This is a genomic window from Ralstonia sp. PBBBR1, from assembly GCF_002256165.1.
Taxonomy (GTDB): domain Bacteria; phylum Pseudomonadota; class Gammaproteobacteria; order Burkholderiales; family Burkholderiaceae; genus Ralstonia; species Ralstonia thomasii.
The window spans coordinates 383846-396096 of the sequence record NZ_NKIL01000007.1 but is presented as its reverse complement, the minus strand read 5'-3'; the positions used below and the strand labels follow the sequence as shown (position 1 = coordinate 396096).

Below are 12251 nucleotides of genomic sequence, written 5' to 3'. Positions count from 1 at the left end.
GGAGAACACCATGCAGCAGCCCGCCCCCTTTCTGATCCTCGATGACGACGACGTCTTTGCGCAGACGCTGGCGCGCGCGCTCACGCGTCGCGGCTTCGCTCCGCAGATCGCCCACACCGGCGGCGAAGCGTTGGCCCTGGCGCGCCAGACACGCTTCTCGTATGTCACTGTCGATCTACATCTGGCTGCTAGCGACAAGGGCCTCATGCCCCACGGCGGCACGGATTCCGGTCTGCACTGGATTGCCCCGCTACGTCAGGCGCTGCCCGAGGCGCGCATGCTGATCCTCACGGGCTACGCGAGCATTGCCACCGCCGTGCAGGCGGTCAAGCTGGGGGCTGACGAATACCTGGCCAAGCCGGCCAATGTCGATTCGATTCTGCTGGCGCTGCAGGTGGGCGTGTCTGAAGCCGTGGCCGAACAGACCATGGAAAACCCCGCGCCGCTGTCAGTCGCGCGCCTGGAGTGGGAACACATTCAGCGCGTGCTCGCCGAACACGGCGGCAATATCTCTGCGACCGCGCGGGCGCTCAACATGCACCGACGGACGCTGCAGCGCAAATTGGGCAAGCGGCCGGTCGCCAAATGAACGCCGGCCGCGTGAGGCTACATCAGCGCGGCATCACCAGCGGGTATCGCGCTCCCACGCCTTGAGTTCGTCTTCGGCACGTTCCTTCGTGTAGCCGTAGCGCTCCTGGATCTTGCCGGCAAGCTGGTCGCGCTTGCCGCGGATCACGGTCAGGTCATCGTCCGTGAGCTGCCCCCACTTCTCCTTGATCTTGCCCTTGGCCTGATCCCATTTACCTTCGATCTGATCCCAGTTCATACGTCCTCCGTTGCGATTGAGAGATTGAGACAAAACAGGGCGTCCCGCAGGCCGCCCGTATGGACCCTTTCGTCCGGCTTACTTCTTGAACTTGGCTGCCACGTCGTTCTGGCACTTCGTCTTGGCATCGCCCGACATGGCGTCGCAGCGCTCCTTGGCGGCCTTGTAGTTGGCGTCGTTGGTGTCCTTGACAGCATCGCGGCGCGCTTCGCTGACGTCCTTCGCAGTGCCGGTCGCCTTGGCGTGACTCACCTCCTCACCGCCCTTGGCTCGCGTGTACGCGGCCTTGGCATCCTTCACGCAGGTGTCTTTGTCGTTACCCTTCATGGCATCGCACCTGGTCTTGGCGACGTCGTAATCAGCCTCGGCCTTTTCCTTGGCGGCGCGGTTGCGGGCGGCTTCAGTGCCATCGCGCTCCACCACCGCATTGGCCTTGGCGACGTTGTAATCGCCCTTGGCCTGCGCGCGGCAGACGTCGCGGTCGTTGCCCTTCATCGCATCGCACTTGTCCTTGGCAGCTTTGTAATTGGCATCGGCTTGCTTCACGGCACTGTCGTGGGCGGCGCGCTTGGCATCGTTCGGGGCTGAGGCGCCGGCGGGGCCGGTGGGCGCCGGTGTGGTCTGGGCGTGGGCAATGCCAAAGGGGGCGCAGGCAAGCACGCAGCACAGGGCCAGGCGTTGGATCGGTTTCATACGTTTCTCTCCTTGTCGTGGTTGGAATCGCGCACGCCAGGTGCGCGGCGCGCATTTGTCTGTGCGGCACCACCTTCTTCAGCAGATAACGGACCTGACCCGGCACGATCCTGAGCAAACCCTTGCCCGGCTTGGCTTCGCGGGCGCCCAAACAAAACGGGCCGCATCGTCTCCGATGCGGCCCGCAGGGCATTTTGGAATGCGTTGCTTACACGCTTACAGCACGTAGCGCGACAGATCTTCGTTGCCCGACAGCTCGCTCAAGCGCTCGTCGACGTACGCGGCGTCGATGGTCACCGTCTCGCCTGACGATTTGTGCGCGTGGAACGACAGGTCTTCCAGCAGCCGCTCCATCACCGTGTACAAACGGCGTGCGCCGATGTTCTCGACCTTCTCGTTGACCGAGCATGCGATCTCGGCAAGGCGGCGGATACCGTCTTCGGCAAACACGAGATCAACACCTTCCGTCTTCAGCAGCGCCTGATATTGCTTGGTGAGGCTCGCATCGGTCTGCGTGAGAATCGCGCGAAAATCTTCCACCGACAGCGAATCCAGTTCCACGCGAATCGGGAAACGGCCCTGCAGTTCCGGAATCAGGTCGCTCGGCTTGGACAGATGGAACGCACCCGACGCGATGAACAGGATGTGATCGGTCTTGATCATCCCGTACTTCGTGTTGACGGTAGTGCCTTCCACCAGCGGCAGCAAGTCACGCTGCACGCCCTGACGTGACACCTCGCCGCCGCCGTATTCGCTGCGGCTGGCAATTTTGTCGATCTCGTCCAGGAACACGATGCCGTTCTGCTCGACGTTGGCCACCGCCTTCTGCTTCAGCTCGTCTTCGTTCACGAGTTTCGCCGCCTCTTCGTCGATCAGCAGCTTGAAGGCTTCGCTCACCTTCATCTTGCGACGGTTCTTCTTGCCTTGGCCCAGGCCCGCGAACATCGAGCGGATCTGCTCGGTCATGTCTTCCATGCCGGGCGGGCCCATGATGTCCATGCTCGGCGCGCCCGCCGACACTTCCAGCTCGATTTCCTTGTCGTCGAGCTGGCCTTCGCGCAGCTTCTTGCGGAAGGTCTGGCGCGCAGTCGAATCCTTCTCTTCCGGCTGCGCAAAGCCGATGTCGCGCGGCGGCGGGATCAGCACGTCGAGAATGCGGTCTTCGGCTGCATCTTCGGCCTTGGCGCGCACCTTCTTCATCTCGGATTCGCGCGTCTGCTTGACGGCCATCTCAGCCAGATCGCGCACGATGGTGTCGACGTCGCGGCCGACGTAGCCGACCTCGGTGAACTTGGTCGCTTCGATCTTGATGAACGGTGCGTCGGCCAGCTTGGCCAGGCGGCGCGCGATCTCGGTCTTGCCCACGCCAGTCGGCCCGATCATCAGGATGTTCTTGGGCGTGATTTCCTGGCGCAGCGGGTCTCCCACCTGCTGGCGGCGCCAGCGGTTGCGCAGCGCCACGGCCACGGCCTTCTTGGCCTTGTGCTGGCCGATGATGTGCTTGTCGAGTTCGGAGACGATTTCCGACGGCGTCATGGTTTCAGACATGGGAATCCTGTCGATGAAGGCGCTCGTTTATTCGAGCGTCTCGATCACGAAATTGGTGTTGGTATAGATGCAGAGTTCGCCGGCAATGCGCAGCGATTTTTCCACCACATCGCGCGGCGCGAGGTCGGTGTTCTCCATCAGCGCCTTGGCGGCCGATTGGGCATACGAGCCGCCCGAGCCAATGGCAGCAATGCCGCCTTCCGGGTCCAGCACGTCGCCATTGCCGGTGATGACGAGGGTGGCTTCGCGGTCTGCGACGATCAGCATTGCCTCGAGGTGGCGCAGGGCGCGATCGGTACGCCAGTCCTTGGCGAGGTCGACGGCGGAGCGCAGCAGGTTGCCCTGGTGCTTCTGCAACTTGGCCTCAAAGCGGTCGAGCAGGGAGAAGGCGTCGGCGGTGGCGCCGGCAAAGCCGACCAGCACCTTGCCGTCGTAGATGGCGCGCACCTTGCGGGCCGAGCCTTTCATCACGATGTTGCCCAGCGTGACCTGACCATCGCCGCCGAGCGCGACCTGGTTGCCGCGCCGCACGCTGACGATGGTGGTGCCGTGATACTGTTCCATGCGCTTGTTCCTAGGGGTCCGGCTTGGCGCGGCCCCCAGCGGGCCGGCCAAAGAACTTCATACTTGACGCCAGCCCACAGGATTTCAAGCCTGATTTCCGTCACGACGCACGCTTTTTGTGCGCCAAAAATCGCTTCTTACGGTGCTTCTTACCGTTTTAGTGCGTCACATCGAACGCGTAGGTCCGTTCATCCAGACGCGGCACCACCGTGTAACCCTTGCGCGCTGCCCACACGTTGATGTTGAAGTAGAGCGGAATCACACCGTCATCGCGGATCCCGATTTCCGTGGCCTCCTGCAGCAGCCTTTCGCGCTTGCTGTCGTCCAGGGTTTGCAGGGCTTCAGCCAGCTTGGCATCGAGCGCCGGGTTCGAATAGCGCCCGCGATTGGACGCCCCCCAGCCGCGGGCCGGATCAAAGGTGGCCAGCAGCGCCTTCAGGCTCGAACTGGCTTCACCCGTATCTGCTCCCCAGCCGGCCTGCAGGAACGAGAAATCCAGCTTGTTCGCCCGCGTGAAGAACGACGCTGACGGCAGCGTTTCGACCTTGGTGGCAATGCCCACCCGCGAAAGCATCGAAGCGATCACCTGAGCCACGCGGTCATCGTTCGGGTAGCGGTTATTGGTGGCGTGCAGCGTGATGGCAAAGCCATCGGGGTAGCCGGCCTGAACGAGCAGTTTCTTCGCTGCGGGCAGGTCCGCCACCGGTGCCTTCAGGCCCGGCACGTGGCCGAACAGCGCACTGTTGACGAGTTGGCCCGTCGGTTCTGCCGCGCCTTCCATCACGCGGTCGACGATGGCTTGGCGTGAGATCGCCAGCGAAATCGCCTCGCGCACGCGGGCATCCTTGAGCGGGTTCTTCGGCAGCGGCTTGCCCGCTTTGTCGGTCACGAACGGCGATACATCGCGGTTCGAATCCATATGCAGATACATCATGCGGAACACCGGCATCTTGAATACCGACACCGCCGGGTCAGCCGACAGCTTCTTGATGTCCGAGCTCGGCACGTTCTCGATGACCTGCACATCGCCCGCCAACAGCGCTGCCACGCGCGGTGCGTCTGCCGTCAGAATGCGCAGCGTCACGTGCTGCCATTGCGGCTTCTTACCCCAGTAGCCGTCAAAGCGCGTCAGCTCCAGCCGATCGCCGCGCGTGAACGACGCGAACTTGTACGGCCCGGTGCCGATCATGGCGCGGCCATTGTTGAAATCGTCCGCGCCGGCTTTTTCGACGGCTTTTTTCGACACCATGTAGATGGTCGACAAGTCGTTCGGCACCAGCGGATAGGGGCCGTTGGTGGTGATGCGCACAGTCAGCTTGTCGAGGGCCGTCACCTCCTTGAAGCCACGCGTGTAGATCGTGAACGGCGATGGGCTGTTTTTGATCGTGGCCGGGCGCGCCAGCGAATACACGACGTCGGCCGAGGTGAACTCGCTGCCGTCATGGAAATGCACGCCGGGACGCAGCTTGACCTCCCACACCGTATCGCTCAGGGCTTTCCACGACACGGCGAGGCCAGGCTTGAGGCGCATCTTCTCGTCCTTGGCAATCAGCGCCTCGAACATATGCTCGGCCACGTTCGAATTTGGCGTGACGTTGTGGAAGTGCGGATCAAGCGAAGTGACATCGCTCGACAGCCCGATCACCAGCGTGGATGCCGGCTGAGCATGCGCCGCAATCGGCGCGAGCGCCGAGAGCGTCGTGGAAAAAGACAGCGCGGCAACAAGGTTCGCGGCGCGCAGCAGACGCAGGACCGGCATGACGACTCCCCGATGGTTCATGACGAAAGCAAAACGTTCGGGGATTGTCAGGACCGGATGACGCCGGTGTCAACGTCGATGAAGCAGGGGATCTGCGTGCTCAGTGATGGTGACCGCAGTCGCAGTCGTCACCGTGTTGGTGGTCGTGTTCGTCGTCACCGTCTTCATCGCCGTGGTCGTCGTAGGCCCACGCGGGGAACGGATCGGCCAGCGCGACCCACGCTTCGGGTCCGGCAGCCATCTCCGCATCGGTCAGCAGGCAGGCGTCGAGTTGCGCGATCAGCGCGGCTTCATCCAGGTCCGTGCCGATAAAGACGAGTTCCTGACGACGGTCGCCCCAGCGTGCGGGCGCACCGTTGTCGTGCATCTTGTCGGCAATGTCTGCACGGGCTTCTTCTTCGTCGGGCCACTCGGCTTCATCCACCGCAGCCCACCATGCACCGGCGCCGCCGTGGCGCATCACGCCGCCGGCCTGCCCCCAGCTGCCAGCGGTGTCCATACGCGAGGCCAGCCAGAAATAGCCTTTCGAGCGCAGCACGCGGCCGTGTTCGCGCAGCCATTCGGTGTGCATCAGGTTCCACAGGCGCTGCGGGTGGAATGGCACGCGGCGGCGATAGACAAAGCTTCGAATGCCGAGCGCTTCGGTCTCGGGAACGTGTTCGCCGCGCAGCTCGGCCAGCCACGCCGGGGCTGCAGACGCGGCATCGAAATCAAAGCGATGCGTATTGAGGATTTCGTCCAGCGGCACCGCGCCGAACGATGCCGGCACGATGCGCGCCCGCGGGTTCAGTGAATGCAGGATGCCGGCCAGGCGCTCGCGCTCGGCATCGCTCACGAGATCGATCTTGTTGAGCACGATCACGTCGCAAAACTCGACCTGTTCGATCAGCAAGTCGACCACGGTGCGGTCGTCGTCTTCATCACGCGCCTGGCCGCGATCGGACAGAAAATCAGCAGCGTCGTAGTCGGCCAGGAAGTGCTGCGCATCGACCACGGTGACCATGGTGTCCAGGCGCGCGAGGTCGGACAGCACGTCGCCTTCAGCGTCTTCAAACGTAAACGTCTCGGCAATCGGCAGCGGCTCGGCCACGCCGGTCGATTCGATCAGCAGATAGTCGAAGCGGTCTTCGCGGGCCAGGCGCGCGATCTCGTCGAGCAGGTCTTCGCGCAGCGTGCAGCAGATGCAGCCGTTGGACAGCTCCACCATGCGCTCGTCAGTGCGCGAGAGCTGCGCACTGGTGGCTGTGCCATCGCCCACGAGCTGCGCGTCGATGTTGACGTCCGACAGGTCGTTGACGATCACGGCCACACGCTTGCCCTCGCGGTTGGCGAGTACGTGGTTGAGCAGCGTGGTCTTGCCGGCGCCCAGAAAGCCGGACAGCACGGTAACAGGAAGCGGACGGGACATGATCAGTGGCCTCGGTTCGTGGCCTAACAAAGCAAACAGCCCGGTGGATTACCGGGCTGCCAAACTCAAACAAACGCGTCAAACGCATGCGACGCGTGCGTCAGTCACCATGCATCTTCTGGCGCTTTTCGCGGCGCTCCTGCGCCTCCAGCGTCAGGTTGGCGGTGGGGCGGGCGATCAGGCGCGGCACGCCGATTGGCTCGCCGGTTTCATCGCAGTAGCCGTAGTCGCCAGCGTCGATACGGGCAATCGACTGCTCCACCTTCTTGAGCAGCTTGCGCTCACGATCCCGCGTGCGCAACTCCAGCGCGTGCTCTTCTTCGATGGTGGCACGGTCAGCCGGGTCCGGCACCACTACGGTCTCGCGCAGGTCGCTGACGGTCTGATTGGCGTTCGCGAGAATTTCGTCGCGCATTTTTACAAGCCGGTCTTTGAAGAAGGCGAGCTGCGCCTCGTTCATGTAATCCTTGTCGCCCATCTTCAGGATTTCGGCTTCGGTGAGTAGTTTCTTGCTGCTCATGGTTGCTGCGGATGATCCTGGTAAATCGCGCGCCGTGTCGGCTGTCGCGTCGTCCTCGCGCGGGGATGCGTCGGACTCATTCTGGCTGGCGGCGGACTTGCCGCCCCGCGCGCCTCCTTTTGCCTCTCCCGCAGCGGCGCCCCCTGCCGCTTTTTTTCGGGTGGCTGGCGCAGCCTGGGCTGCTGCCGACTCCGTTACGGACCGCCCGGCACCGCCGTTGGCGCCGCGTCCTTCCTTGGTCTTAGTCACCATCGCCTGCTCTCCTATCGGACGTGCTTCGGACGACGTGCTTCTAAACCGACCTATTGTAGCTGAACGATATTAACTGAACTATCGGAGAAACACGGACAGGAAATCCGGCCCGGATTCTGCCTGAAAGCGCGCGGCGGGGCCACCCAAAAGGAGGGGGAAAGCCGCCGAATCAGGCCAGGCAGTTCTCCAATCCTTTCAGAATCGTTTCGCGCGGCAGGTCGACACCGATAAACACCATCCGGTTGGAAGGGGTCTCGCCGTCCCATTTTCCGCCTACATCGCTACCCATGAGCTGGTGTACGCCCTGGAACACGACCTTGCGGTCGACACCCTCCATATAGAGCACGCCCTTGTAGCGCAGCAGCTTCTCGCCGTAGATGTTCAGCACACTCGAGAGGAATTCCTCCAGCTTGGTGTAATTGAACGGCCGTTCGCTGCGGAAGACGAACGAGGCGATGCGATCGGTATGGTGCGCGTGCCCGTGATGGTGGTGATGGTCGTGACCGTGGTGGCCATGATCATGATCGTGGTCGCAATCGGCCGAGCAGGCGTGGTCGTGATCATGATCGTGGTTGTGGTCATGATCGTCTTCGCGCAGGAAGTCGGGGTCGATCTCCAGCTTGGCATTCAGGTTGAAGCCCCGCAGGTCGAAGATGGTGTCGATCGGCGTTTCGCCAAAATTGGCGGTGCGGATCGGCGCGCGCGGGTTCATGTGCAGCAGGCGGTGGCGCAGCGCATCCACATCGGCGGCGGACACCAGGTCGCTCTTGGTGATGAAGATGGCGTCGGCAAAGCCCACCTGGCGCTGCGCCTCTTCCTGCTTGTCGAGCTGCATGTTGCCGTGCTTGGCGTCGACCAGCGTGATGACGGCATCCAGCAGGTAGCGGCTGGCGATCTCGTCGTCCATGAAGAACGTCTGGGCAACGGGTCCGGGGTTCGCAACGCCGGTGGTTTCGATGACCACGCGATCGAACTGGATCTGATCGTTGTCGCGGCGCGTGAGCAGGTCGGACAACCCCTTCACCAGATCGCCACGGATGGTGCAGCAGATGCAGCCGTTACTCATCTGCACGATCTGCTCGTTGCCGTCCTGCACGAGGATGTCGTTGTCGATGTTCTCTTCGCCGAACTCGTTTTCGATCACGGCGATCTTCATGCCATGCTGTTCGGTCAGGATGCGCTTGAGCAGCGTGGTCTTACCGCTGCCGAGAAAGCCCGTCAGGATGGTAACGGGGATCATTTTGGACATGGTGCGTTTCCTGTCTTGTGATGGGGCGCCAGATGCGCGCAATCCGCGCAGGCGCCCTTGATGGTGAGTTCAGCATGGTCGGCCGCGAAGCCGGCGGGCAGGGCGGCCATCGGCATGGCCGGCGGCTCGGCGCCTTCCAGGCAGAAGTCGCGCCCGCATTGCGTGCAATGGAAGTGGCTGTGCGAGCGGTGCGCAGCTTCCCGCGCGGCATCGTGCTCGGCCAGGCTGAAGCGGAAGACGCGATCCGTCCCTGCCGTCTTGTGGACGATGCCGCCTGCCACGAGCCAGTCGAGCACGCGGTAGACCGTCACGCGGTCGATGCCGGAATCGTCCGGCAGCGCGTCGCATACAGCCTGGTGCGAGAGCGCATCGGCGCCCTGCATCAGCACGGCCAGCACGCGCACGCGAGGCTCGGTCACACGGCTGCCCAGGCCGCGCAGGCGTGCGCGGGCAGCCTCTTCAGGCGAATGGGGTTGCGGAGTGGCGAGATCGTCGCGCGAGGCCGGGGTATTCATGCGCGAGATTGTCCCACGGGGCGCGGGTTGCTGCAATTGAGTTGCAATTGGGCGGCCTTGCACCGCCCAGGGTTTCTTTTCGCGCTTCTTCGTTACCGCTTATGCCGCAAACACCAGACACACCGGCGTCGGGATCTTCGCCACCACCGCGGGCTGGTCCAGCTTGCCGGTCTGCCCGTCGATGCGCAGCCGCAGGATCGTGTCGCCCTTCTGGTTGAGCACGTAGACGTGGCTGCCGTCGGGCGCCATCGTCATCGCGCGCGGAAAGTGCACACCTTCGTTCCAGTACTGGAGCGGCGCCAGCTTGCCGGAGGCGTCGATGCCGAAAGCGGCCACGCTGTCGGCCAGCGGATGATCGGACTTCAGCTTCCGGTTGCTGGCGTAGAGGAAGCGCCCCGACGGGTGCACAAGAATCTCGGCGCCGCTCTTCTGGCCGGTGTAGTCGGCGGGCGTTGTGGAGATGCGCTGGCGCTCCTCCGACACATGGCCGGTAGCGGAGTCGTAACCGTGGCAGGCGACCGATCCCTCGAGTTCGTTGATGACGTAGAGCAGCTTGCCCTGCGGATGCAGCGCCAGGTGGCGCGGACCGCTGCCGGGCTTGAGCTGCGCGCGATCCCGCGGGGCGAGCTTGCCGCCCTCGATGGCGAACACGTTGATGCGGTCGGTGCCCAGGTCGGTACCGATCACGTGCTGGCCGGTGGTGTCGAACAGCATCATGTGCGCGTGCGGCGCTTCCTGTTCGGGGCGGGGGCCGGAGCCGGTGTCCTTGAAGATGCCGGACACGGTGCCGAGCTTGCCGTCCTCACCGATCGGCAGGAGGTTGTACGCGCCACCGCTGTAGATCGACACGCACAGGTGTTTGCCGTCCGGCGACACCACCACGTGCGCAGGGTTGGTACCCGACAAAGAGAGCGGCTGGCGGTTGAGCAGCGTCAGCTTGCCGTCGTGCCGGTCGATCGCATAGGACTCGGCGCTGCCGCTTGGGCGACCCTCGTAGACCTCCAATTCATTGATGGCGTACAGGAACCGCTGGTTCGGGTGCACGGCCAGGAATGACGGATTGGCACTTTCGACCACCTGCACCTGGGTCCACGCCTCGCCGCGCGGCGCGAGCACGTAGATGCCACGTGCGGCCGGGCCGCCGGCGGTGCCGCCCGGTGCGTTGAACGTGTACGTGCCGACATAGGCAAAGCGGGAAGGGCGAGCATTGCCTGCGGGCTGCGCGCCCGACGCGGCGGGTTGCTCGCCCGCCTGGGCCATGACGGTTTTGGGAAGAGCGCCCAGCAAAGGCAAGCTACCAGTCCACTGCATGAAAGTTCGACGAAGACGATTGGTCATGGGATGGCTCCATCAAACACGCACGGACATCGCGTGGTGGAAGATGTTGTTCGGATCATACCGGCGCTTCACGTCCTGCAGAAACGCGTACAGGTCGCCGCTGCCGTAGTAGAGCTGCGGCCAGAACGGGTAGGCGAGCATGTCGACGTCGGGGTAGTTGATGTAGCAGCCCTCGTACCGGTCGCCGGGGTACGGCGTGCCGCTGTGCGGCGCGGGCACGTCGGGGGCGCCGTAGACGTCACGGTAGAAATCGCTGATCCAGCGCAGGTGGCCGGCGTCATCGGCAGGCGCGGCCCAATACGTCTGGTACTGCAGCTTCATGATGGAAGAGCGTTGCGGCACGGCGGTATCGCCAATGCGCTCCGCCTTGTTGACGGCGCCGCCGTACGAATCGACTTGCAGCAGCGACTGGCTCAGATCGACGCCCGGCATCGTCCGCGTGAGGTGGGCGTAGATGCGCTGCGCCTCGCGCGCCGTGAAGCCGCGCTTCATGTAGGCCGATTTGTACTTGCCACGCTGATTGGCACCCGAACCGTTCAGATACTGCGTGGCCGTCAGCCAGTCGTACTGCACGATGGTGTGCGGCTTGGAGCAGAGCAGCTGCCCCACGCCCTGTTTGTGCGCGGGGCCGTAGCCGGGCGGGCGCCCTTTGACCGGCGTGGGCGCGCAGGCCTGGAAGCGGTTCAGAAAATCATTGAGGACAGAGAGATCGCGGCACGTGCCGTCGGGGTTGCAAAACTGTGTGAGCAGGACGATCTGCCCCGACGATTTGTGCGTGAGCTTGAGCAGCGAAAACATGCCCCACGTGTCAGGGTCCTTGCCGCGCGTGTCCCAGTATTCGCCGTAGATGCGCAGCAGTTCTGCAAAGCGCTGCGGCGTCATGGTGGCCCAGTCGAAGGCCACGGTGGCGAGCGCGACTTCCTGCGGTGCCGTGGGCAGCTTGGCGAACGTGTAGCCGGTGATGACGCCGAAGTTGCCGCCGCCCGCACCGCGGCACGCACGGAACAGATCGGGATCGTGCGCTGCATCCACCGTGCGGGCAGCCGTCTTGCCGGTCTTGTCCACCGTGACGATGTCAACGGCCGAGAGCCAATCCACCGTCAGCCCTTGCAGCCGTGAGAGCAGTCCATACCCGCCGCCGCAAATATGCCCGCCCGCGCCCACCGAATAGCACGAGCCGCCGGGCAGCGTCACGTTGTGGCGTTTGTACAGTTCCAGGTAACCGTTCCAGTTCTGCGTACCGGCCGGAATGCGCACCGTGCCGTCGGCGTGCACCTCGGGCGTAGCGAGCAGGCTCAGATCGACGATCGTGCCGTCGGGGTTGTTGGAGACGAAATCCTCATAGCAATGCCCGCCGCTGCGCACCGTCGGGCGTTGGCCCGCGTTGATGATGCGCTGCACGGCGGGCGCCACATCGTCGGGCTTTTCTATGAGGGCGATGCGGCTGGCGGCCTGTGCATCCGTTGTGGGCCAGCGCAGGTTGAAGCCATGTTTGAGCGTGTTGTAGCGAGGGTCTTGGCGCGTCACATCCAGTGTCATCGACGACTCCCGGTGAGGGCGTTTGCGCAAGCGTTGCGCA

12 protein-coding genes are annotated in these 12251 nt (G+C 63.7%); 1 reads left to right on the top strand and 11 read right to left on the bottom strand.

Translation table 11 applies throughout. From position 1 onward, the window contains the following. The first annotated feature begins 10 nt into the window (after positions 1-10). Positions 11-589, top strand: coding sequence for a response regulator transcription factor (locus tag CFE42_RS15290; RefSeq protein ID WP_004628252.1), 579 nt, complete (start codon positions 11-13; stop codon positions 587-589). A gap of 33 nt (positions 590-622) precedes the next feature. Here CFE42_RS15290 and CFE42_RS15285 read toward each other — a convergent pair whose 3' ends face one another. The 11 genes from CFE42_RS15285 to CFE42_RS15235 all read right to left on the bottom strand — a co-directional run bounded on the left by CFE42_RS15285 (position 623) and on the right by CFE42_RS15235 (position 12211). Beyond that, positions 623-826 (bottom strand): CsbD family protein, encoded by a 204-nt coding sequence (locus CFE42_RS15285; RefSeq protein WP_004628255.1) that lies wholly within the window; start codon positions 824-826, stop codon positions 623-625. A gap of 78 nt (positions 827-904) precedes the next feature. Continuing rightward, complete coding sequence (locus CFE42_RS15280; protein WP_004628257.1) at positions 905-1519, bottom strand: hypothetical protein; 615 nt, start codon at positions 1517-1519, stop codon at positions 905-907. Between the two features lie 216 nt (positions 1520-1735). Next, positions 1736-3067: an ATP-dependent protease ATPase subunit HslU gene (hslU, locus tag CFE42_RS15275; protein ID WP_004628260.1), complete on the bottom strand. Its 1332-nt coding sequence runs from the start codon at positions 3065-3067 to the stop codon at positions 1736-1738. Between the two features lie 27 nt (positions 3068-3094). Continuing rightward, the gene (gene hslV, locus CFE42_RS15270; RefSeq protein WP_004628261.1) at positions 3095-3631 is read right to left on the bottom strand and encodes an ATP-dependent protease subunit HslV; all 537 of its coding nucleotides are present in this window, start codon (positions 3629-3631) and stop codon (positions 3095-3097) included. Between the two features lie 157 nt (positions 3632-3788). Next, entirely contained in the window at positions 3789-5390 is a 1602-nt protein-coding gene (locus tag CFE42_RS15265) for an ABC transporter substrate-binding protein (protein ID WP_004628263.1), read from the bottom strand. A gap of 100 nt (positions 5391-5490) precedes the next feature. Beyond that, a complete protein-coding gene (zigA, locus tag CFE42_RS15260; RefSeq protein ID WP_004628264.1) occupies positions 5491-6798 on the bottom strand; it encodes a zinc metallochaperone GTPase ZigA in 1308 nt (435 codons plus the stop codon). Positions 6799-6898: 100 nt separating this feature from the next. Beyond that, positions 6899-7318: an RNA polymerase-binding protein DksA gene (gene dksA, locus CFE42_RS15255; RefSeq protein WP_009277214.1), complete on the bottom strand. Its 420-nt coding sequence runs from the start codon at positions 7316-7318 to the stop codon at positions 6899-6901. Between the two features lie 421 nt (positions 7319-7739). After that, complete coding sequence (locus CFE42_RS15250) at positions 7740-8819, bottom strand: GTP-binding protein (protein WP_004628267.1); 1080 nt, start codon at positions 8817-8819, stop codon at positions 7740-7742. After that, positions 8807-9334, bottom strand: coding sequence for a Fur family transcriptional regulator (locus CFE42_RS15245; RefSeq protein WP_004628269.1), 528 nt, complete (start codon positions 9332-9334; stop codon positions 8807-8809). Before CFE42_RS15245 ends, CFE42_RS15250 begins: the two co-directional genes overlap by 13 nt. 99 nt (positions 9335-9433) lie before the next feature. Next, positions 9434-10672, bottom strand: a complete 1239-nt coding sequence (locus CFE42_RS15240) for a lactonase family protein (protein ID WP_004628271.1) — start codon at positions 10670-10672, stop codon at positions 9434-9436. 12 nt (positions 10673-10684) lie between these two features. Beyond that, positions 10685-12211 carry an FAD-binding oxidoreductase gene (locus tag CFE42_RS15235; RefSeq protein WP_004628273.1) on the bottom strand — a complete coding sequence of 509 codons (1527 nt, stop codon included), beginning with the start codon at positions 12209-12211 and terminating at the stop codon, positions 10685-10687. Positions 12212-12251: the final 40 nt, after the last annotated feature.

Excerpts from the sequence above, each read along its gene's own strand:
- hslV (WP_004628261.1), bottom strand. The coding sequence starts at position 3,631 with ATGGAACAGTATCACGGCACCACCATCGTCAGCGTGCGGCGCGGCAAC.
- CFE42_RS15265 (WP_004628263.1), bottom strand. The coding sequence starts at position 5,390 with ATGCCGGTCCTGCGTCTGCTGCGCGCCGCGAACCTTGTTGCCGCGCTG.
- dksA (WP_009277214.1), bottom strand. The coding sequence starts at position 7,318 with ATGAGCAGCAAGAAACTACTCACCGAAGCCGAAATCCTGAAGATGGGC.
- CFE42_RS15240 (WP_004628271.1), bottom strand. The coding sequence starts at position 10,672 with ATGACCAATCGTCTTCGTCGAACTTTCATGCAGTGGACTGGTAGCTTG.
- hslU (WP_004628260.1), bottom strand. The coding sequence starts at position 3,067 with ATGTCTGAAACCATGACGCCGTCGGAAATCGTCTCCGAACTCGACAAG.
- CFE42_RS15290 (WP_004628252.1), top strand. The coding sequence starts at position 11 with ATGCAGCAGCCCGCCCCCTTTCTGATCCTCGATGACGACGACGTCTTT.
- zigA (WP_004628264.1), bottom strand. The coding sequence starts at position 6,798 with ATGTCCCGTCCGCTTCCTGTTACCGTGCTGTCCGGCTTTCTGGGCGCC.
- CFE42_RS15245 (WP_004628269.1), bottom strand. The coding sequence starts at position 9,334 with ATGAATACCCCGGCCTCGCGCGACGATCTCGCCACTCCGCAACCCCAT.
- CFE42_RS15280 (WP_004628257.1), bottom strand. The coding sequence starts at position 1,519 with ATGAAACCGATCCAACGCCTGGCCCTGTGCTGCGTGCTTGCCTGCGCC.
- CFE42_RS15235 (WP_004628273.1), bottom strand. The coding sequence starts at position 12,211 with ATGACACTGGATGTGACGCGCCAAGACCCTCGCTACAACACGCTCAAA.
- CFE42_RS15285 (WP_004628255.1), bottom strand. The coding sequence starts at position 826 with ATGAACTGGGATCAGATCGAAGGTAAATGGGATCAGGCCAAGGGCAAG.
- CFE42_RS15250 (WP_004628267.1), bottom strand. The coding sequence starts at position 8,819 with ATGTCCAAAATGATCCCCGTTACCATCCTGACGGGCTTTCTCGGCAGC.